General features: G+C 73.6%; 21 protein-coding genes, 1 pseudogene and 1 riboswitch. Of the genes and pseudogenes, 10 read left to right on the forward strand and 12 right to left on the reverse strand.

The window, feature by feature from the left end:
- The first annotated feature begins 94 nt into the window (after positions 1-94).
- Positions 95-679: a DUF488 domain-containing protein gene (locus LG395_RS16165; RefSeq protein WP_225810213.1), complete on the forward strand. Its 585-nt coding sequence runs from the start codon at positions 95-97 to the stop codon at positions 677-679.
- 254 nt (positions 680-933) lie between these two features.
- Positions 934-1242: a hypothetical protein gene (locus tag LG395_RS16170; protein ID WP_225810214.1), complete on the forward strand. Its 309-nt coding sequence runs from the start codon at positions 934-936 to the stop codon at positions 1240-1242.
- A 44-nt stretch (positions 1243-1286) separates the two neighbouring features.
- Here the strand turns inward: LG395_RS16170 and LG395_RS16175 are convergent, their stop codons facing one another.
- The gene (locus tag LG395_RS16175; protein ID WP_225810215.1) at positions 1287-2129 is read right to left on the reverse strand and encodes an ATP-grasp domain-containing protein; all 843 of its coding nucleotides are present in this window, start codon (positions 2127-2129) and stop codon (positions 1287-1289) included.
- A gap of 284 nt (positions 2130-2413) precedes the next feature.
- Between LG395_RS16175 and LG395_RS16180 the strand changes: the two genes are divergently transcribed.
- The gene (locus LG395_RS16180) at positions 2414-3160 is read left to right on the forward strand and encodes a TetR family transcriptional regulator (protein WP_225810216.1); all 747 of its coding nucleotides are present in this window, start codon (positions 2414-2416) and stop codon (positions 3158-3160) included.
- A 157-nt stretch (positions 3161-3317) separates the two neighbouring features.
- A complete protein-coding gene (locus tag LG395_RS16185) occupies positions 3318-3734 on the forward strand; it encodes a Zn-ribbon domain-containing OB-fold protein (RefSeq protein WP_225810217.1) in 417 nt (138 codons plus the stop codon).
- 224 nt (positions 3735-3958) lie between these two features.
- Here the strand turns inward: LG395_RS16185 and LG395_RS16190 are convergent, their stop codons facing one another.
- Positions 3959-4345: a PPOX class F420-dependent oxidoreductase gene (locus tag LG395_RS16190; RefSeq protein ID WP_171150419.1), complete on the reverse strand. Its 387-nt coding sequence runs from the start codon at positions 4343-4345 to the stop codon at positions 3959-3961.
- 275 nt (positions 4346-4620) lie between these two features.
- Here LG395_RS16190 and LG395_RS16195 point away from each other — a divergent pair, with 275 nt between their 5' ends.
- Together LG395_RS16195 and LG395_RS16200 are read left to right on the forward strand one after the other, a co-directional pair.
- Entirely contained in the window at positions 4621-5451 is an 831-nt protein-coding gene (locus LG395_RS16195) for an SAM-dependent methyltransferase (RefSeq protein ID WP_225810218.1), read from the forward strand.
- A 138-nt stretch (positions 5452-5589) separates the two neighbouring features.
- The gene (locus LG395_RS16200) at positions 5590-6963 is read left to right on the forward strand and encodes a S1 family peptidase (RefSeq protein ID WP_171150421.1); all 1374 of its coding nucleotides are present in this window, start codon (positions 5590-5592) and stop codon (positions 6961-6963) included.
- A gap of 76 nt (positions 6964-7039) precedes the next feature.
- Here the strand turns inward: LG395_RS16200 and LG395_RS16205 are convergent, their stop codons facing one another.
- Both LG395_RS16205 and LG395_RS16210 read right to left on the reverse strand, forming a co-directional pair.
- Positions 7040-7225 (reverse strand): hypothetical protein, encoded by a 186-nt coding sequence (locus LG395_RS16205; RefSeq protein ID WP_171150422.1) that lies wholly within the window; start codon positions 7223-7225, stop codon positions 7040-7042.
- A gap of 156 nt (positions 7226-7381) precedes the next feature.
- Positions 7382-8530 carry an ROK family transcriptional regulator gene (locus LG395_RS16210; RefSeq protein WP_225810219.1) on the reverse strand — a complete coding sequence of 383 codons (1149 nt, stop codon included), beginning with the start codon at positions 8528-8530 and terminating at the stop codon, positions 7382-7384.
- A gap of 138 nt (positions 8531-8668) precedes the next feature.
- Here LG395_RS16210 and LG395_RS16215 point away from each other — a divergent pair, with 138 nt between their 5' ends.
- Positions 8669-9871 (forward strand): Gfo/Idh/MocA family protein, encoded by a 1203-nt coding sequence (locus tag LG395_RS16215; protein WP_171150424.1) that lies wholly within the window; start codon positions 8669-8671, stop codon positions 9869-9871.
- 15 nt (positions 9872-9886) lie between these two features.
- On the opposite strand, the gene LG395_RS16220 is transcribed toward LG395_RS16215, so the two are convergent.
- Entirely contained in the window at positions 9887-10582 is a 696-nt protein-coding gene (locus LG395_RS16220; RefSeq protein WP_171150425.1) for a L,D-transpeptidase family protein, read from the reverse strand.
- A 201-nt stretch (positions 10583-10783) separates the two neighbouring features.
- Between LG395_RS16220 and LG395_RS16225 the strand changes: the two genes are divergently transcribed.
- Positions 10784-11035 carry a hypothetical protein gene (locus LG395_RS16225; protein ID WP_225810242.1) on the forward strand — a complete coding sequence of 84 codons (252 nt, stop codon included), beginning with the start codon at positions 10784-10786 and terminating at the stop codon, positions 11033-11035.
- On the opposite strand, the gene LG395_RS16230 is transcribed toward LG395_RS16225, so the two are convergent.
- From LG395_RS16230 to LG395_RS16250, 5 genes are all read right to left on the reverse strand, one after another.
- On the reverse strand, positions 11030-11821 hold the full coding sequence (locus LG395_RS16230; protein ID WP_225810220.1) for an SDR family NAD(P)-dependent oxidoreductase: 792 nt from the start codon (positions 11819-11821) through the stop codon (positions 11030-11032). The two genes, LG395_RS16225 and LG395_RS16230, sit on opposite strands and share 6 nt — an antisense overlap.
- A gap of 52 nt (positions 11822-11873) precedes the next feature.
- On the reverse strand, positions 11874-12788 hold the full coding sequence (locus LG395_RS16235; protein WP_171150428.1) for an SDR family oxidoreductase: 915 nt from the start codon (positions 12786-12788) through the stop codon (positions 11874-11876).
- Positions 12789-12896: 108 nt separating this feature from the next.
- Positions 12897-13526, reverse strand: coding sequence for an MBL fold metallo-hydrolase (locus LG395_RS16240; protein ID WP_225810221.1), 630 nt, complete (start codon positions 13524-13526; stop codon positions 12897-12899).
- Positions 13526-14614, reverse strand: coding sequence for an S-(hydroxymethyl)mycothiol dehydrogenase (locus LG395_RS16245; protein ID WP_171150430.1), 1089 nt, complete (start codon positions 14612-14614; stop codon positions 13526-13528). Before LG395_RS16245 ends, LG395_RS16240 begins: the two co-directional genes overlap by 1 nt.
- Positions 14615-14792: 178 nt before the next feature.
- A complete protein-coding gene (locus LG395_RS16250) occupies positions 14793-15095 on the reverse strand; it encodes a hypothetical protein (RefSeq protein WP_171150431.1) in 303 nt (100 codons plus the stop codon).
- Positions 15096-15284: 189 nt separating this feature from the next.
- On the opposite strand from LG395_RS16250, the gene LG395_RS16255 reads away from it, so the two are divergent.
- Positions 15285-15650, forward strand: coding sequence for a nuclear transport factor 2 family protein (locus LG395_RS16255; RefSeq protein WP_171150432.1), 366 nt, complete (start codon positions 15285-15287; stop codon positions 15648-15650).
- Positions 15651-15721: 71 nt separating this feature from the next.
- A riboswitch (ZMP/ZTP riboswitch) is annotated at positions 15722-15802 on the forward strand.
- A gap of 27 nt (positions 15803-15829) precedes the next feature.
- Complete coding sequence (locus LG395_RS16260; protein ID WP_225810222.1) at positions 15830-16678, forward strand: bifunctional 5,10-methylenetetrahydrofolate dehydrogenase/5,10-methenyltetrahydrofolate cyclohydrolase; 849 nt, start codon at positions 15830-15832, stop codon at positions 16676-16678.
- A gap of 122 nt (positions 16679-16800) precedes the next feature.
- Here the strand turns inward: LG395_RS16260 and LG395_RS16265 are convergent, their stop codons facing one another.
- Both LG395_RS16265 and LG395_RS16270 read right to left on the reverse strand, forming a co-directional pair.
- On the reverse strand, positions 16801-17775 hold the full coding sequence (locus LG395_RS16265; RefSeq protein ID WP_225810223.1) for a CU044_5270 family protein: 975 nt from the start codon (positions 17773-17775) through the stop codon (positions 16801-16803).
- Between the two features lie 205 nt (positions 17776-17980).
- Positions 17981-18481: pseudogene (locus LG395_RS16270) on the reverse strand (RNA polymerase sigma factor); the annotation flags it as partial.
- Between the last annotated feature and the right edge of the window lie 157 nt (positions 18482-18638).

The following is an 18638-nucleotide window of genomic DNA, read 5'->3' on the forward strand; positions in this document are numbered from 1 at the left end:
CGCGGCGGCTTGTGTCGTCTTCGAGTGCCCAGGCCCTGAGCAGGTAAGCCCCACCCGGCGCACCCGGCACGCCCGCACGTGGTGCACTCGGTGTATGAACCCTGTCCCGACCGGCCCCGTGGGCGGGATCCCCGGCCCGGGCCCGGAGCTGCTCACCTTCGGCCACGGCACGGCCGGCCGGACGGCCCTCGCGGAGCTTCTGCGGGAAGCCGGCATCGCCGCCGTCGTGGACGTCAGGACCGCACCGGGCAGTCGCCGGGACCCGGACCTGTCGCGGCAGCGGCTGGCCGAGTGGCTGCCCGAGGAGCGGATCGCCTACCGCTGGGAGCGGCGGCTGGGCGGGTGGCGCAGGCCCCCGCCGGACTCACCGGACACCGTCTGGCGCAACGAGTCCTTCCGGGGCTACGCCGCTCACACCCGCAGCGCGGAGTTCCTGACCGCGATGGACGGCGTGCTGCGGCAGGCGGGCGGGGAGCGTACCGCGGTGATGTGCAGCGAGGCGGTGTGGTGGAGATGCCACCGGCGCCTGATCGCCGACTTCGCCGTCCTGGCCCGCGGGGCGCTCGTCCTGCACCTGATGCACGACGGCCGCCTCACGGCGCACAGCCCGACGCCCGGTGTACGCCTGCGCGACGACGGCCTGCTGGTCTACGACGACGGTCCGCGGGCAACGGGGTGAGGCCCCCGCCCTCGCCGTGGGCGTCCCGGATTCGCGGGGCCGCCCGTGCCGCGCGGGTGTGGCGGGCGCCCGGCGGGGCACGCGGAGTGCGGTCCAGCCGATTCGAGGACGGTGCCACGATGACCGAGTACGAGCGCTCACGCGTCCTGCCCGCCCGCCCCCCGGCGCGCGGGATAGCCGCGGGCCCGCGTGGCGGCCGCACCGGACGGCCGCGCGTCGCCGTCACGGCCGGCTGACCGGCTGCGGAGCACGTCATGGGACGCCCGAAGCAGTACGCCGTCGCGGCCTCCGGACAGTGGACCGACGAGGAGGAAGGCCGGCGCCGGCTGCCCGCCGGCGAGGTCCACGCGTGGGAGCCGGATTTGAACCAGACCGTCTGCGGACTCTCCCTCAGCCGCTCCCGGCTGACGCGCTTCCCGCACGTCGGCTGGGCGGACACCTTCCCGGAGTCCGGGGGCGCGGCGGACCGGGTGCGGCGCGTGTGCCCACGCTGCGCGTCCGTGGCCGGGCGCCGCGGCGGTGACGCGCGGCCCCGGTGGCACCGCACCAATCCCCGGCCCTGAGGGGCACCTCGGGGGCGAGCCGCCAGGACGGTCGCCGGTCACCTTCAGGCCGGTACGGGCACTCCCCGCGCGAACCGGCTCAGGGACGCGGTGAACGCGGTGACGAAGGCGTCCCTGGCCTCCTCCGACAGCGCGTCGAGGGACAAGTAGGGGTTGAGGTCCTCCAGTTCGACCAGCAGCAGGCTTCCGTCGGCGGCGCGGCACGCGTCGACGCGCTGGATGCCGTGGCCGAGGTCGTTCCAGTCGATGAACCGGCGGGCGAACTCCAGGTCGGCGGCGGTGGCCCGGTACGGCCGCAGCTCCCAGCGGCGCTGAGGGTCGGGAGCGTGGAGGGCGTACTGGAAGTCGTCGTCGACGAAGTAGAAGGACACCTCGTAGGCGAAGTCGACGCACGGCTGGATCAGGACGTCCCCGGTGGCGGCTGCGGCGACCCCGCCCGCGGGGACGATCCGCAGGCCGAGGGAGTCGGCGCCCTGCCTCGGTTTGACCACGTACCGCTCGGCGGACGGCAGCCGGTCCAGGTCCTCGGCGCGGTCGACGGTCGGGATCACGGGGAAGCCGGCGGCGGTCAGGTCGAGCAGGTACTGCTTCCCGGCCATGTCGGCCTTCCCGGTGAGCGGGTTGTACACCCGGGTCCCGGCGGCGAGCGCCCGCGCGCGGAAGGCGTCGTACTCCTCGCGGTAGCCGAGGACGGGCCCGCTGTTGCGGACGACGACGGCGTCGAAGCCGTCCATCAGGGCCGCCGCGTCCGCCGGATGGCACAGCGCCAGGTCGAAGTGGGCGCGCAGCCGGGAGGTGAGGTGGATGTCCTCGTCGCAGTAGCGGCGCCCGCGCGCCCGGTACGCCAGGTCGGTGACGTAGAGCAGGCGGGGGCGGGCGGCGGGCATGGGGGCTCCTCGGGGCGGCGCGGGGGCCGCGGTCGTGGTGCGGGCGGGTGGTGCGGGCCGGTGCCGGCGACGTCTTCGACGGTGGCCACGGCGACGGCGGAGAAAGGTTACGCCGCAGGGTACGGCGGCTTCCGGCCACCCCCGGTCACCGCCCCCTCGCGCCCCGCGCCCCGCGGTCCGGCGGGCCGCCTCGGGATGACCCTCGGAAGCACTCAGTTCCCCCGACGGGGCGCTCGCGCTGCACTGAGTGTCACGCATGCGGTCCGGGTGCTACGTTCCCGTCCATGAGCTCCAGCAGCGCGGTGCCGGCCGCGAAGCCGCCGATCCGGGACGCCCTGGTGGCGGCGGCCTTCCGGCTCTTCCTGGAACGCGGGTACGAGCAGACCACCGTGGACGACATCGTGGCCCTGGCCGGGGTCGGCCGGCGTTCGTTCTTCCGCTACTTCCCTTCCAAGGAGGACGTGGTCTTCCCCGACCACGAGCGCTGCCTGGCCGACATGACCGCCTTCCTCGCCGCCGGCGGCGCCGAACACGAGCCGGTGCGCCGGGTGTGCGACGCGGCCCGGCTGGTGCTGCGGATGTACGCCGAGAACCCGGCCTTCTCCGTGCAGCGCTACCGCCTCACCCGGCAGGTGCCGGGGCTGCGCGCGTACGAACTGTCGGTGGTGTGGCGCTACGAACGCGCGCTCGCCGAGTACCTCCGCGCCCGTTTCGCGGGACGGCCCGACGGCACGCTGCGCGCCGACGTCATCGCGGCCGCGGTCGTCGCCGCGCACAACAACGCCCTGCGCTCCTGGCTGCGTTCGGAGGGGAAGGGCGACCCGGGGGCCGAGGTCGACCACGCGCTGGGGTACGTGCAGAGGACGTTCGGCCGGCCCGCGGAGACCGCGCCGGCCCCCGCCGGGTCCGGGCCGGCGCCGTCCGGCGCGCGGGCGGGGCGGCCGGACGACGTGGTCGTGCTGGTGTCACGCCGGGACGCGCCGCTGTGGCGGGTGGTGCGGGAACTGGAGACGGCGCTCGGCCGGGACTGACCCGGAACAGGGGTGACTAGGGGTACCGAGTGCCTTTACGAGTGACACTCAGTGCCATACCCTGTCGGCGTGCGCGGTGGCACGGCAACCGCGCACACGTGCGTCCGGTCCGCCCCGGGCACACGGGATTCCGGCCGAGCGCAGGGAGTTGACCAGCGTGTACCACCCCTCAGCAAGCACCTCGCATCCGGTGGCCGGTGCCGCGGCGGGCGTTCTCGATCCCGCCGCCACGGACGCCAAGGACGCCCTCCTCTTCCAGCGCTGCACCTGGTGCGGCACCGCGATGTACCACCGGCTGCTGTGTCCGGTCTGCCAGGGCAGTGAGCTGCGTACGGAGCGCAGCGAGGGCGTCGGCACGGTCCGCCATTCCACGGTGGTGCACCGCAACACGCCGGCGGCGCGCAACGTGTCGCTGATAGAGATGGCCGAGGGGTTCGTCGTCCGGGGCCGGGTCATGGGCCCGCCGATCGGCATCCACAGCGGTGACCGGGTGCGGCTGTCCACCGCCAAGGACCCGGTGCGCGGGGAGCCGGTCTTCCAGCTGGTGGACGAGCCGTACCGCGCCTGGACCTGACGGACCCTCACCTTCATGAAGGCGTGGGGCGGGCGGCAGCCGGTCAAGGGGGTCCGGGGGCGGTCGCCGGCGAGGTAGCCGAGGGGCGGACGCCGACGGGGCGGGTGCCGCTGCCGGAGGCGGTGGCGGCCGAGGCGTCGGCGAGGTCGTCGAACCCCGCCGAGCCCGCCGCCCGGAGCTTCACGTCGGCATGCACGGACGAGGGCGCCGGTCCCGGGTCGTCCTCAGTCGCCGAGGGTCACCCGGAGGCCGACGGTGCCGTCCAGGCCGCGCCGGAGCCGGCTGCCCAGCAGGGTGAGGCGGCCGAGGAGGCCGTACTTGCGGGCGATCAGGCCCCGGTAGCGGGCGGTGGTGGCCGGATCGGCGATCTCGGCGGTGGCCGGTGCCTGGTCGCCGGTCGGGTTGCCACGCACGTCGCACGGGCCGACGAGGACGTCCGGGCGGCGCCGGATCCGCTTGACCTTCCCGCTGCCGGCCGCCGTCCACACCCCGAGCGTGCCGCCGTCCCGTACCACCCAGACCGGGGTCGCGACGGGCGTGCCGTTCTTCCGGTAACTGGTCACCAGCAGGTACTTGCCGGACCCGAGCCGGTCGAGCCGCGTGTCGTCCATGCCCCCAGTGTAGGAAGACGGGCCCTGCCCCGCGAGACCCGGTGACACGGGCCGTGGCCGGAGAAGGAGTCGGGACGCGCAGGCGGTGGGACGCGGCCGAGGAACGCGGCGGCCCGCGCGGCCGGGCCCGGTTCGCTCCGGGCGGAGAAAACCCGGGCCGGGCGGCGGAGATCAACTCGGGCGTCTAGATTGCGTCTTGCACGGTGCAGTCCCCGTCAGGCGTCTTCGCCGGACACCCCGCAGGCATCTCTTCAGGCACCCAGGAGCTGACCCACGTGACCGACAACCCGGCAGCCACCAATGACGTGGCCGCGTCGCTGCGCTCCCGCATCAACACCGGCCAGCCGCACACCGCCCGGATCTGGAACTACTGGCTCGGCGGCAAGGACAACTACGAGGTCGACCGTGCGGCCGGCGACCAGATCCGTCAGCTGCACCCGGGCATCGGGGAGTACGCGCGCGCCGACCGGCTGTTCCTGGGCCGCGCGGTGCGCCATCTCGTCGGTGAGGTGGGCATCCGGCAGTTCCTGGACATCGGCACCGGGCTGCCCACGGCCGACAACACGCACGAGGTGGCGCAGCGGATCGCGCCGGAGTCCCGGATCGTGTACGTCGACAACGACCCGCTCGTCCTCGCGCACGCGCGCGCCCTGCTCACCAGCACGCCGGAAGGCCGCACCGACTACCTGGACGAGGACCTGCGCAACGTCGACGCGATCCTCGAACACGCGGCGAAGACCCTGGACTTCACTCAGCCGGTGGCGCTGATGCTGCTCGGGGTGGTCATCTTCATCGGCGACGACGAGGACCCGTACGGCCTGGTACGGCAGTTGACGGACCGGCTCCCGGCGGGCAGCCACCTGGTGCTGTCGCACACCGTCACCAGCCCGTCCATGCCGGACGTGGACGAGGCGGTGAAATTCTGGAACGAGCACGGCACCCCGAAGCTGAAGCAGCGCACCCCCGAGGACGTGGCCCGGTTCTTCGACGGCCTGGAGTTGCTGGAGCCGGGAGTGGTGTCCTGCTCGCGGTGGCGCCCGGAGGGCGGCGACGGGGCCGAGCCGGAGGAGGTCGCCATGTTCGGCGGGGTGGCCCGCAAGAACTGACCGCGCACGGGAGTTCGCCGGTGCCGGTGAACGCCGTGGCCCCGGCCCCCGTATGGAGGGGCGGGCCCTCGACGATCCGGGGGCCTCGCGGTGCCGGTACGGGCAGCGCGCGTTCGGGTTCGGCTTCGGGAGCCATGCATGCGGCACGCACGACGACGGGTCGTCCGGCGAGTGACACGGCTGGCGGCGGTCGGCGGACTCCTCCTGGGAGGCGCGATGGTCGCCCAGGCGGCCATGGCGAGCGAGACACCACCCGCCGCCGCCAGACCGCTCGCCGCCCCGGGCGGCACCGGCGCCGCGCTGGTGGCACGGCTCGGCACGGCCCGTACGGCGGGCGACTGGATCGGCGCCGACGGGCGTACGGTCGTGGCGGTGACCGACCAGGCCGCGGCGCGGGAGGTGCGGCGGGCCGGGGCGGAGCCGAAGGTCGTCCCGCACAGTATGAACGAGCTGAAGTCGGCGACGGCGACGCTGCGTTCGGCTCCGCGCGTGCCGGGCACGGCGTGGGCGGTGGACTACCGGACCAACCGGGTCGTGGTGCGCGCGGACCGCACGGTGTCCGCCGGGGACTGGTCGCGGCTGACCCGGGTCGCCACGGGGATCGGCGGCTTCGTGCACATGGAGCGCACGAAGGGCACCTTCACCACACGGCTGAACGGAGCGCAGCCGATCCTGTCGACGGGCGGCCGCTGTTCGGCCGGGTTCAATGTCACCGACGGGCGGTCCGACTTCATCCTGACCGCCGGCCACTGCGGGGCCGCCGGGTCCACCTGGTTCGCCGACAACCAGGGCAATCAGCAGCTCGGCCGGACGGTGAACAGTTCCTTCCCGGGCAGTGACTTCTCGCTCGTGCGGTACGCGGACGGCAAGGCCGGTGCGGGCGCCGACGTCGTCGCGATCGGCGGCGGCAAGGGGGTGCGGATCACCGGGCTCGCCGATCCGTCGGTCGGGCAGCGGGTGTTCCGCAGCGGCAGCACCAGCGGTCTGCACGACGGCCAGGTCACGGCGCTGAACGCCACCGTCAACTACCCGGAGGGCACGGTCACCGGGCTCGTCGAGACCACCGTGTGCGCCGAACCGGGCGACAGCGGCGGCCCGTTGTTCTCCGAGGGCATCGCGCTCGGCGTCACCTCGGGCGGGAGCGGCGACTGCACGGCGGGCGGGACGACGTTCTTCCAGCCGGTGACCAAGGCGCTGACGGCGCTCGGGGTCCGGCTGATCGTGTCGGCGCAGAACGCGGGCGGCGCCCCGGGCGGCACCTCCCCCGCGCCGGCGGCCTCGGCGGCCCAGGGCGCGATGGCGCCGAACGCGGCCTCGCCGGGCTCCTCGGCGCCGGTCACGGGCGCGTCGCAGGGCAGCACTCTGCTGGCGCGGCTGACGGACACCCGGAACGTCGGGCCGGGGCTGCTGGTCATCGCGGGCAGTCTGATCGCGCTGGTGGCGACCCGGTACATCCGGGCCGAGCAGGACCGCAAGGCGTATCAGCGGTACTACTCGGCGACGTGGGGCTGAGGGGGGACGACGAGAAGGGCACCCGCGTGTTCACGGGTGCCCGGGGCGGTTCGGCGCGGTGTGTGCGCGGGGTCGGTCACGCAGCCCGGTGCGGTCGCGGGGCCGCGGCGGCCCACTCCATCACGAGCCGCTGGTACTCCGCGCGCTGCTCGGTGGTCAGTGTCCCGCCCGACCGGCGCCACAGGGCCCGGATCTCCTCGTTGACCTCCGCGGCCGATCGCTCGGAGACGGCTTCAACAGTGGTGGACATGCTGTGAAGCATATGCCGATCGAGGTGAAGGCGCTGTGAGTAAGTATGAGCGATACGGACATTCCGGACCGTGTTACTCATCACGTCAATGTGTCAACCGGAAGCGGGAATTCACCGCCCGTGCCGCTCGCCGCGCCGCCCTCCGGTTCACCCCCGGCTCGTTCCGGTTCAGTCCCCGGTCCGGCCCAGCACCAGTACCTGGATGGCCAGCACGGCGGCGCCGCGCGCCCAGTCGTGGAAGTCGGACACCTTCGTCTCCAGGTCGACCGGGGCGGCCAGCGGGTGCCGGTGGGAGCGGATGGTGTCGCGGACCGTGCCGCCCGCCACATCCATCAGGCCGACGCCCTCCCCGGCGAGCAGGATCTTCTGCGGCATCGCGAAGTTGGCGATCTGCGCGACCAGGATGCCGAGGGCCCGGGCGGCCTCGTCGACGACCCGGGAGGACATGGGGTCACCGGCGGCGGCACCGGCGAGGATCTCCTCGTAGCCGACGTCCCGGCCGGTGGCGGCCCGCACCTGGTGGCGGATGCTGGGGATGCTGAGCAACGAGGTGGCGCTGCCGCGGGCGCCCTCGGGGGTGAGCGGGCCGTACGGGTCGATGATCCAGTGCCGGCCGAAGCCGCGGTCCTCCTCCTCGTAGGGCACCCGGCTGCCGCCGAGCACCAGCCCGTAGCCGATGCCGGCGCCGATGGTCAGCACGGCGAAGCGGTCGAGTCCCCGGCCAGCGCCGAACCAGGTCTCGGCCTCCACCAGGGCGGCGACGTCGTTCTCCACGACGACCGGCAGCCCGGTGCGCTCCCGCACGAGCGTGCCGAGCGGCACGTCCCGCCAGCCCAGGAAGGCCGACTCGCCGACCACCGCACGCTCGCGCACCCGTCCCCCCACGCCGATGCCGATGCCCGCCGGGGCGGGGTGGCGTCCGGCCAGTCCGGTCGCCATCTCCGCCAGCAGCGCGGCGACGGCGTCCGGGTCGTGCGTGGCCAGCGGCCGGTCCAGCCGGCCGGTCACCTCGCTGCGCAGGCCGGTGAGGACGCCGTAGACCCGGTCGGCGGTGATCTTGAATCCGAGGAAGGAGCGGGACTCGGCGACGATGTCGAGGGGACGCGACGGCCGCCCCTGACGGTGCTCGCCCGCCCCGCCCGTATCGGCGGCCTCCACCAGCAGCCCGGACTCGATGAGCGGTTTCGTGAGCCGGGTGAGGCTGCCCTGGGACAGGCGCAGCCTGCGGGCCAGCTCGGTGCGGGACAGCGGGCCGTGCACGAGCACCTCGATGGCCACGGAGCGCTCCGCGGGGCTCAGCGGCAGCCAGCTGGTCATGGCGGAGATCCCCTTTTTTCTTCCGATACAGAAGTAACCCGGGTCAGCATACGCGGGCACCTCAGGCGAGGGGTGGGGACCGCCCAGATCTCACGCGACTCTTGACGGTCAAATTATTCCGTGGCGAAAGTAATCCACATGACCTTCTCCCTCGGTATCGTCGGCGCCGGACAGTTCTCCGGGCAGTTCGCCACCCTCTTCCACGCCCATCCCGGTGTCGGTGACGTCTACGTCACCGACTTGCTGCCCGAGCGGGCCGAGCGGCTCGTCGCCGCCCAGGGGCTCGCGGGCACGTTCCCGTCGTACGAGGCGATGCTGGAGTCGCCGGCGGTCGACGCGGTCGCGATCTTCACCCAGCGCTGGACCCACGGACCGCTGGTCCTCCAGGGCCTGGCCGCGGGCAAGCACGTCTACTCGGCCGTGCCCATGGCGATCACCGTCGAGGAGATCGCCGCGATCGTCGACGCGGTCCGGGCCACCGGGCTGACGTACATGATGGGCGAGACCAGCCACTACCACCCGGCGACCGTGCACGCCCGCAACCGGATCGCGGCGGGTGCCTTCGGCCGGCTGTTCTACGCCGAGGGCGACTACGTCCACGACATGGACCTCGGGTTCTACGAGGCCTACCAGTACAGCGGCGGCGAGAACTGGAAGGCGACCGCCAGCTATCCCCCGCTGCTGTACCCGACGCACGCGGTGGGCGGGGTGCTCGGGGCCTGGCAGACGCACGCGGTGAGCGTGTCCGCGATCGGGGTGCGCGACGAGCGCGGCGACGGCGTCTTCGACCGTACGGTCAGCCAGTTCGACAACGACGTGTCCAACGCGACCGCGCTGTTCGAGGTGGCGGGCGGCGGATCGTTCCGTACGAACGAGTTCCGGCGGGTCGGCTACCCCTCACACATCCGCGAGTCCCGGTTCCGGTTCTTCGGGACGGAGGCCAGCATGGAACAGCTGGCGACGGTGGCACTGTGGCAGGACAAGAAGGGGGTCGAGGACATCAGCGAGCTGCTGGAGCCGAAGCCGACCCTGGCCCCCGACGACCCGTCCCTGGCGCACGTCGCACCGGAGCTCCGCGCGGCCTTCACCTCCGGCTCGGCGCCGGTGCACGACCGGTCACGGCTGCCCCGCGAGTTCGACCGGATGCACAACGGGCACGAGGGCAGCCACCACTTCCTGGTGGACGACTTCGTCACCGCGGTCACCACGCGGACGCTGCCGCCGGTGAACGCGTGGGTGGCCGCCCGCTACACCCTGCCGGGCGTCATCGCGCACGAATCGGCTCGGCAGGGCGGTGTCCGGCTGGAGATCCCCGACTTCGGGGACGCGCCGGAGGCGTGAGCGGTCCCGGCCGGCTCAGGTGCCGGGCTTGCGGCCGTAGACGAAGACGTCGTCACCGTTCTTCAGCAGTGACCAGTACTTCTTGGCGGTCGTGGTGGTCATGTTGACGCAGCCGTGCGAACCGGGCGGGTTCCACATGCTCAGACCCACCGAGTGGAAGGCCTGGCCGCCGTCGAAGAACTGGCTGTACGGCATCGGCACGTTGTAGAGGTTGGACACGTGGTCGATGTCCCGCCAGTAGATCTTCTTCAGGCCGGTGCGGGTCTCGTAGCCGTCACGCCCGGTGCGCACCGGCACCGGGCCGTAGACGAGCCGGCTTCCGTCCTGGATCCAGCTGAGCTGGAGCGTGAGGTTCACGCAGGCGATGCGGCCCTTGTTCACCGGGCACTTGCCGTCCTTGTTCGGCTTGTTCCCGACGGCCTTCTGCTTGTTCATCAGGTCCATCACGCCCCAGGTGACGGGACCGGCGTAGCCGATGTCGGGCGTGATGCCGTGCTTTCTCTGGAAGGCCTGGACGGCCTTGCAGTCGGTGGCGGACTGCTTGCCGTCGACCGGCCGGCCCAGGAACTTCTCCACCTGCTTCTGGTACGGCCCCGTCCGCGTGGTGCAGCTCGCGGCCTGGGCCGGCGTCGCGGTGAACGCGAGCGCCAGCGGCGCCACCAGTCCCGTGACGCCCAGCGCGACCGCACCTCGTCTGTGTATGACCCCCATGTCGGCCTCTCCCCTTCCCCTTTGCCCGTTGCGTTCGCCCGGGCCTCCCCGGTGCTCTCCAGCGCGATTCCCGCGATGTCGGACTACTAGACCCGGCCCGGCCGGGGATGGTTGTGGTTCCGGTCAGGCTGTGACGAAACGGTGAACTTCCGGTCGTACGGCACCCCGGCCGGTGCGCGGTGACCCTCTACGCTGCGCCGCATGGACCCCGTTCTCGCCGGCGACCTCGCCCGGCTCCCCGAACTGCTCCAGGCCGCCCGTGATCTCGCCGTCCGTGAGGTGGCGGGGCTCGCCGTACGACCGGTCGCCGCGTCCGGGGAGGCGTACGTGACGCCGACGGTGTACGGCGATGTGCCCGGGCTGCGCGCCGCGTTCAGCAACTGGCGGACCACCGAGGCCGACACGGACCGGGTGCTCGCCGTGCTGGCCGCGGCCTCGGGCCGAGGGTCATGAGGTGTGCCGGACGGCCGCGCGGAAGCCGGTGTTGACGGCGGTGAGACCGCCGTCGACGACGAGGGAGGTTCCGGTGATCCAGGCGGCGTCGCGCGAGGCCAGGAAGGCGACGGCGGCGGCGACGTCCTCCGGCTCGCCGACCCGGCCCAGCGGGTACAGAGGGCGGACCGCGTCGAGTTCGTCGTCGCGCCCTTCCCACGCCGAGGTGCGGACCGTGCCCGGCACCACCAGGTTGACCCGCACGCCACGGGGCGCCGCGTGCCCGGCGAGGGTGCGGGTGAGCGAGCCGAGGCCGGCCTTGGCGGCGCTGTAGCCGTGGTTGCCGAAGTCCTGCGCGCCGTTGACGGAACCTATGCTGACGATCGCCCCGCGTCCGCAGGCGGCGAGGTGCGGCAGGGCGGCGCGGCAGCAGCGGTAGGCGCCGGTGAGGGTGATGTCGAGGTCGCGCGCCCAGGCCTCCTCGGGGTCGTCCTCGAACAGGGCGGTGTCCGCGGTGCAGTGGGCGGCGCTGTTGACCAGCACGTCGAGCGAGCCGAACGCGGCGACGGCGTGGGCGACGGCCGCCTCGACGGCGGCGCGGTCGGCCACGTCACAGGCGAACGCCTCGGCGGTGAGGCCCTGCCGGCGCAGCGCGGAGGCGGTCCTTTCCGCCTCGGGCAGGTCCCGGTCGGTGACCAGCACCCGCCCGCCCTCCTCGGCGAGCCGCCGGGCGACGGCCGCACCGATGCCGCGGGCGCCGCCCGTGACGAGAACTGCGTGTCCTGCGAAGCGAGTCGGATCAGTCATGGGCCGACGGTACGGCTGCCCGGGCGCGCTTTCACCGGTCCGGCGCCCGGTTTCACCGGTAGCCGGTGACGTCCGCCGGCTTGCCCGCGTCCTGGACCTCGACCAGGTACCGCCAGGCGTCCGGCCGGCTGCCGTCGAGGTCGGTGAAGCCGTACACCCGGGCGAGGCCGCCGCTGGAGAGCGATCGGCCGTTGAACCGGGCCACGTCCGGATCGGCGGCCAGGGCGGCGACGGCCCGGCCGGTGAAGCGGGGCGTCTCGGAGATGGCGAAGTGGGGTTCGCGCGCCAGCGCGTCCCGCCAGTTCTCCTCGCCGACGCCGTACGCGTCGAGCATGATCTCGGAGCGCATCCAGCCCGGGGTGAGGGCGACGGCGGTGGCACCGCGCGGGCCGAGTTCGTGGCCGAGGGCGAAGGCCATGCGCAGGACGGAGGTCTTGGCGAGGTCGTAGAAGAGGTTCACCCGGTAGGTGCCGCCGTTGTACTCGGCGGTGCCGTCGGTGACCTCCACGACCAGGCCGCCGGGGTGCCGCAGCAGCAGCGGCAGGGCGTAGTGGCTGGTGACGGCGTGGGTCTCGACCGCGAGGCGGAGCAGGCGGAGTCCGTTGTCGAGGTCGTGCTCCCACACGGGGGTGTCCCACTCGAAGAGGTTCTCGCCGCCCCAGATGTCGTTGACGAGGACGTCGAGGCGGCCCCGCTCGGCCGCGACGCGGTCCACCAGGTCGCGCACGGCGGTCCTGTCGAGGTGGTCGGTGGGCACGGCGATGCCCTGCCCGCCGGCCGCGGTGACGAGGTCGGCGGTGTCCTCGACGGTCTCGGGGCGGTCGTACTCCGAGCGGCGCGCGCGGGTGCTGCGGCCGGTGACGTAGACGGTGGCGCCCGCCGCGCCGAGTTCCACGGCGATGCCCCGCCCGGCGCCCCGGGTCGCCCCGGCGACCAGCGCCACCTTGCCTTCCAGCGGTCCTGACATGTCCGGCCTCCCGTGCGGTACGACTGTGGTGCGACTGCTGTCGCCGCCCACTGTCGCCGGGAAACCGGACATCTGCTGTCGGCTTTTACGGCGCGGTGGTGGCCGGGCTCAGTGGCCGCGGGTGATCCACTCCTCCAGGTGGGGGGCCTCGTCGCCGATGGTGGTGCCGTCCCCGTGCCCGGTGAGGACCTTGGTCTCCGGCGGGAGGGTGAGGAGGCGGTCGCGGAGGGAGTCGATGATGGTCGGGAAGTGCGAGTAGGAGCGCCCGGTGGCCCCGGGGCCGCCCTTGAAGAGGGTGTCGCCCGTGAACACGGTGCCGAGGCCCGGGTCGTACAGGCAGACGGCGCCGGGGGCGTGCCCCGGGGTGTGCAGGACGGTGAGGTCGGCGCCGGCGGCCTCGATGACCTGGCCGTCGACGAGGTGCCGGTCGGGGTCGCGGTGCGGGTGGGTCTGCTTCCACAGCGCGAGGTCGTCCGGGTGCAGCCAGATCGTCGCGCCGGTGAGGTCGGCGAGTTCCGGTGCCGCGTTGACGTGGTCGTTGTGGGCGTGCGTGCACACGATGGCGGTCAGGCGCCGGTCGCCGACGGCGCGTGCGATGGCCTCGGCGTCGTGGGCGGCGTCGATGACGATCACCTCGCGGTCGTCGCCGACGATCCACACGTTGTTCTCCACGTCCCAGGTGCCGCCGTCCAGGGTGAACTGGCCGGAGGTGACGAGGCGTTCGATGCGCGCGGCCATCACAGCACCACCACCGAACGCAGCACGTCGCCGTGGTGCATCCGCTCGAACGCCTGCTCCACCTGGTCCAGTTGGATGGTCTCGGTGACAAACGCGTCGAGCGGCAGGCGGCCCTGCAGGTGGAGGTCGATCAGCATCGGGAAGTCCCGGCTGGGCAGGCAGTCGCCGTACCAGGAGGACTTCAGGGCGCCGCCGCGGCCGAAGACGTCCAGCAGGGGCAGTTCGAGCTTCATCTCGGGGGTGGGGACGCCGACGAGGACGACGGTTCCGGCGAGGTCACGGGCGTAGAAGGCCTGCCGGTACGTCTCCGGGCGGCCGACGGCCTCGATGACGACGTCGGCGCCGAAGCCTCCGGTCAGCTCGCGGATCGCCTCGACCGGGTCGTTCTCCCTGGAGTTGACGGTGTGGGTGGCGCCCAGCGTGCGGGCCTTCTCCAGCTTGCGGTCGTCGATGTCCACCGCGATGATCTTCGCCGCTCCGGCCAGGTACGACCCGGCGATCGCCGCGTCGCCGACACCGCCGCAGCCGATGACGGCGACCGAGTCGCCCCGGCTGACGTTCCCCGTGTTGATCGCCGCGCCGATACCGGCCATCACCCCGCAGCCGAGGAGGCCCGCGACCGCCGGGGAGACGGCCGGGTCGACCTTGGTGCACTGGCCGGCCGCGACGAGCGTCTTCTCGGCGAAGGCACCGATCCCGAGAGCCGGGGACAGCTCCTGGCCGGTGGCGGCGAGGGTCATCTTCTGCCGCGCGTTGTGGGTGTTGAAGCAGTACCAGGGCCGGCCGCGCAGACAGGCCCGGCACTGCCCGCACACCGCGCGCCAGTTGAGGATCACGAAGTCGCCGGGGGCGACGTCGGTGACGCCCTCGCCGACCGACTCCACGACCCCGGCGGCCTCGTGGCCGAGCAGGAAGGGGAAGTCGTCCGAGATGCCACCCTGCTTGTAGTGCAGATCGGTATGGCAGACCCCGCAGGCCTGGACGCGTACGACGGCCTCGCCGGGCCCCGGGTCCGGCACCACGATCGTCTCGACCCGTACGGCCTCGTCCTTGCCCGGTGCGATCACGCCGCGGACTTCCTGCGCCATGGTCTGGTTCCTTCCTTCGTTTGCCTTCGCCGCCGACACTACGCGCGTCCGTTCGGTAGCGGGACGGGCCACGAGGAGGTCGGTGGATCTTTCCCGCCTCCCACGGGCGCGCCGCCCGGCGGGGCCGGGCAGCGCTGAGGGCCGCCCGGGGGGACGGCCCTCGTACCGGCGGGCGGGATCAGTGGACGGCGCCGGCCAGACCGAGCAGCGGCGCGGCGGGCGCGAGGACCTGCTCCACCTGGTTGAGCTGGTTCAGCTCCTTCAGGTGCTTCAGCTCCTGCACCTGTTCGGTGACCCGCGGCACCCGGGACCGCTGCTCCGCCGGGAGGTCACTGACGGCGAGCGAGTCGAGCGTGCTCAGCGCGCCGAGCTTCCCGACGAGCGGTGCGCCGGCGCCGGCCGCGTTCGCCTGGGGTACGGCGAGGCCGGCGATCCCGGCGGCCAGACCGACGGCGGCGGCGATACGTCGTGTTGAGATCATGTCCTCAGCAACGGCGGCGGGCCCCCGGCGGACACGGGCGGCGGGCCACGCTCACCCGGGAGGTGGAGCGCGCGGCCGGGCTTGCCGGGGCCGCCGGGGCGGAGGAGTCTCGGAGGTGGGCCCGTGCGGCCCGCTCCTGGCCGGACCGCACGGGCGCCTGGACCACACGGGCACCTGAAGGAGGTCACCATGGGTACCGCGGCGGGGTCCGCCTTCGACACCGACACACTGCGCCGGGCCATCGAGGGCAACACCGGCAACAATCTTCTGGCCCTCTACGCGGACGACGCGCGGATCCGCATCGTCGACCGCGACAACCAGCCCAGTCACCCCACGGTCCTGCACGGCCGGAGCCAGATCGCCGAACTGCTGGACGACGTCTACAGCCGCGACATGACGCACAGGCTGGACCGGTGCGTCGTCCAGGGCGACCACGCGGCCTACTGCGAGTCCTGCGAGTACGGGGACGGCACCCGGGTCCTCGCCGAGTCGATGGTCACCCTGCGGGACGGCAAGATCTCGGAACAGCTGATCATCCAGGCCTGGGACGAGTAGCCCCGGCCGGGCACGGCGGGAGCGGAAGGAGGCCGGCGGGCCGGGAGGCCGGCGCACCCTCGGTTACGCTGTACGCGGGCCGTGACTGGCGCTGAGGTGGAGCACCACCGGGGAGCGGTCCGCGCCGGTTGCCGCGCGCCTGGGCGAGGAGAGTCGATCCAGCCCCAGGAGTGTGCAGCATGACCCAGGCCCGTCTGATGGACGGCACCGCGCCCGCCCGCCGCATCGTCGAGGACACCGCGCGGAAGGCCGCCACCCTCACCGGGCGCACCGGTACCGCGCCGTGTCTGGCGACCGTGCTGGTCGGCGAGGACCCGGCGTCCGTGACGTACGTCCGGATGAAGCAGAACCGCAGCCGCAAGGCCGGCATCGAGTCCCGGCACGTCGCCCTGCCCGCGACCACCACCACCGGCGAACTCGTCGCGGCCCTGCGTGAGTTGTCGGCCGACCCGGGGGTGCACGGCATTCTGCTCCAGCACCCGGTGGGCGACCACATCGACGAGCGGGCCGCGTTCGAGGCGATCGCGCCCGAGAAGGACGTCGACGGTGTCACCTTCGCGTCGTTCGCCGCGATGAGCTTCGGGCTGCCGGGGTTCGTCTCCGCCACGCCGGGCGGCATCCTGCGGCTGCTCGACGAGTACGGCGTCGACCCGGCCGGGAAGCGGGCCGTGGTGGTCGGCCGCAGCGCGATCCTCGGCAAGCCGGTGGGCATGCTGCTGCTCGCCCGGGACGCGACCGTCACCTACTGCCACTCGCGCACCCGCGAGCTCTCGGCCGTGGTCCGCGAGGCCGACATCGTGGTGGCCGCGGTGGGCCGGCCGCGGCTGATCCGGGGGCAGGACATCAAGCCGGGCGCGGTCGTCGTCGACGCGGGTTACAACCCGGGGAACGTCGGCGACGTCGACTTCGACTCGGCCGTGGAGCGGGCCTCGCTGATCACCCCGGTACCGGGCGGCGTCGGCCCGATGACGATCGCCACGCTCCTGGACCAGACGGTGACGGCCGCCGCCCGGCAGCTGGGGGTGTAGGGGCGGCGAGGCCGGGCTGGGCGAGGCTGGGCCGGACGCGTCACCGAGAGGCGTCGCCGGCCGGCGCCAGGCGGCCGGGCTGACCCGAGTGGCAACCGCCACCGGGCAGCGCCGGAGGCCGGTCAGCGCAGCCAGGCGCTGTAGTCCATGACGTCCCCCGCCTTGACGCCGTACTCCGGGGCGTCGCGGGTGAAGGTGGTCTCCAGGCCGAGGACGGTGCCGGTGCGCGGGTCGAGGATCAGCATCCGCCGGCCGCCCTCACCCTCGTACACGTACGCCTGCCCGGGGCGGCCGAGGCGGTCGGTCACCTGCCCCACGGCCCGCAGTCCCCCGGCGCCGGCGAGGACCCTGACCAGTGCCGCGGACTCGCGCGCGCCCAGCGTCCAGTGGTCCAGCAGCTCCGCGACGGCGTCGAGGAGCTGCGGGGTGCCCAGGGAGTCGGTGCGGACGGTCTCGGCGAGGTAGGCGCGCAGGGCGGCCGGGGTGTGCGGCGGCGGTGCCTCGGGCGGGGCGTCGCTCCAGCTCGGCGGGTAGGTGGCCCGGCTGAGGACGTGGCCGTCGGCCACCAGGCGGGGGTTTCCGCCCTCGTCGGTGAGGACCGGGCGGCCGGGACGGCGCGGGTCGGTCGCCACGACCAGCTCGGTGTGGCTGAGGTCCGCGCGCCAGCGCACGACCCTCTCCTCGGGCAGGGTGACGGGCGGTTCGCCGTCGGCCATGCTCAGGCTCCACGACTGCACGTGCGTGCCCTTGCGCAGGCGCGGCGAACCGTCGGCGGCGGCGGTCGCGGCCAGTCCGGCCACCTGCGTCAGCGGGACGGGCGGGGAGTCGGCGCGGACGGCCAGCGGCCGGGGCGCGGCGAGGGCCGGCTGGGTGTTCGGCCCGCCGACCAGCGCGGTGAGGGCGGTCGCCAGGACGACGCCCGTGGCCGCGAGCCCCCACAGCAACCGGGCACGGGGGGCGCGGCGCGGCGCGCGGGGCTGACCCGACAGCCGCTCCAGCCGCCGTTCGGCGCGCTGGTCCAGGGGCCCGTCGCCGAAGTGCGGCCCGTCGTCCGGTACGGGGTTGGCGCGCCGGAGGAGTTCGAGTTCGTCAGGCATGTCGGGGGTCCTTGCGCAGCGTCGCGTCGGGGGTGGGCAAGGGGAGGGAGGTTCGCCGGCCGGGACGGGTGTCACCGTCGGGCATCGGTCCGCCGGGTATCGCCTTGGGCGGCGCTTCGAGCGACGGTTCCGCGGAGGACACCTCGGCCAGTGCCGCGGGCGACGGTGGCGAAGGGCTCGGGCGCGGCCCGGGCGGCGGTTCCGCGGGGCTCAGGCGGTCGATCTCCGTGCGCAGGCGGCGACGGGCGCGGTGGAGGCGCATGGCCGCGGCGCGGCGTCCGCAGCCGAGGGCGACCGCGATCTCCTCGGCGCCGAGTTCCTCCCAGGCGGCGAGGCGCAGTACCTCCTGGTCGGCCGGGGACAGCCGGTCCAACGCCTCGTGCACCCAGGCGCCCGGCGCCTCCGCGTCGGGGCCCGCCGCGACGTGCCGGCCGTGCGCCGCCTCGTCGTTGCCCAGCCGGTCCACCAGCCGGCGCCGGCGCCCGTAGCCGCGTACCGCGTTGGCCAGGCAGTTCCGGGCCACCCCGTACAGCCAGGGCAGCGGCGCGGCCGGCAGGTCGGCCCGGCGTCGCCAGGCGACCGTGAACACCTCCGCCACCACTTCCTCCACCTCGTCGGTCCGCCCCTGAAGCCGCCTGGCGACATAGCGGCTGACCGCCCAGTAGTGCTCGCGATAGGCAGCGGCGAAGATCTCGTCGTTGCTCATGCTCGGTTCGTGTCCGGCACGGTCCGGATCGTCACACCCTTCTGCCGTGATGCTCCTCGCGTCCCCCGAGTGTGACCCGCGGGCGGGGCGCGGACACAGGCGGGGCGTGAAGAGGATCCGAGACACCAGAGCCGTGCAGTGGCTCACCAGCACCGAT

This window comes from Streptomyces spinosus, from assembly GCF_020400655.1.
GTDB classification, from domain to species: domain Bacteria; phylum Actinomycetota; class Actinomycetes; order Streptomycetales; family Streptomycetaceae; genus Streptomyces; species Streptomyces argyrophylli.

Excerpts from the sequence above, each read along its gene's own strand:
- LG395_RS16165 (WP_225810213.1), top strand. The coding sequence starts at position 95 with ATGAACCCTGTCCCGACCGGCCCCGTGGGCGGGATCCCCGGCCCGGGC.
- LG395_RS16170 (WP_225810214.1), top strand. The coding sequence starts at position 934 with ATGGGACGCCCGAAGCAGTACGCCGTCGCGGCCTCCGGACAGTGGACC.
- LG395_RS16175 (WP_225810215.1), bottom strand. The coding sequence starts at position 2,129 with ATGCCCGCCGCCCGCCCCCGCCTGCTCTACGTCACCGACCTGGCGTAC.
- LG395_RS16180 (WP_225810216.1), top strand. The coding sequence starts at position 2,414 with ATGAGCTCCAGCAGCGCGGTGCCGGCCGCGAAGCCGCCGATCCGGGAC.
- LG395_RS16190 (WP_171150419.1), bottom strand. The coding sequence starts at position 4,345 with ATGGACGACACGCGGCTCGACCGGCTCGGGTCCGGCAAGTACCTGCTG.
- LG395_RS16200 (WP_171150421.1), top strand. The coding sequence starts at position 5,590 with ATGCGGCACGCACGACGACGGGTCGTCCGGCGAGTGACACGGCTGGCG.
- LG395_RS16205 (WP_171150422.1), bottom strand. The coding sequence starts at position 7,225 with ATGCTTCACAGCATGTCCACCACTGTTGAAGCCGTCTCCGAGCGATCG.
- LG395_RS16210 (WP_225810219.1), bottom strand. The coding sequence starts at position 8,530 with ATGACCAGCTGGCTGCCGCTGAGCCCCGCGGAGCGCTCCGTGGCCATC.
- LG395_RS16215 (WP_171150424.1), top strand. The coding sequence starts at position 8,669 with ATGACCTTCTCCCTCGGTATCGTCGGCGCCGGACAGTTCTCCGGGCAG.
- LG395_RS16220 (WP_171150425.1), bottom strand. The coding sequence starts at position 10,582 with ATGGGGGTCATACACAGACGAGGTGCGGTCGCGCTGGGCGTCACGGGA.
- LG395_RS16225 (WP_225810242.1), top strand. The coding sequence starts at position 10,784 with ATGGACCCCGTTCTCGCCGGCGACCTCGCCCGGCTCCCCGAACTGCTC.
- LG395_RS16230 (WP_225810220.1), bottom strand. The coding sequence starts at position 11,821 with ATGACTGATCCGACTCGCTTCGCAGGACACGCAGTTCTCGTCACGGGC.
- LG395_RS16235 (WP_171150428.1), bottom strand. The coding sequence starts at position 12,788 with ATGTCAGGACCGCTGGAAGGCAAGGTGGCGCTGGTCGCCGGGGCGACC.
- LG395_RS16240 (WP_225810221.1), bottom strand. The coding sequence starts at position 13,526 with ATGGCCGCGCGCATCGAACGCCTCGTCACCTCCGGCCAGTTCACCCTG.
- LG395_RS16245 (WP_171150430.1), bottom strand. The coding sequence starts at position 14,614 with ATGGCGCAGGAAGTCCGCGGCGTGATCGCACCGGGCAAGGACGAGGCC.
- LG395_RS16250 (WP_171150431.1), bottom strand. The coding sequence starts at position 15,095 with ATGATCTCAACACGACGTATCGCCGCCGCCGTCGGTCTGGCCGCCGGG.
- LG395_RS16255 (WP_171150432.1), top strand. The coding sequence starts at position 15,285 with ATGGGTACCGCGGCGGGGTCCGCCTTCGACACCGACACACTGCGCCGG.
- LG395_RS16260 (WP_225810222.1), top strand. The coding sequence starts at position 15,830 with ATGACCCAGGCCCGTCTGATGGACGGCACCGCGCCCGCCCGCCGCATC.
- LG395_RS16265 (WP_225810223.1), bottom strand. The coding sequence starts at position 17,775 with ATGCCTGACGAACTCGAACTCCTCCGGCGCGCCAACCCCGTACCGGAC.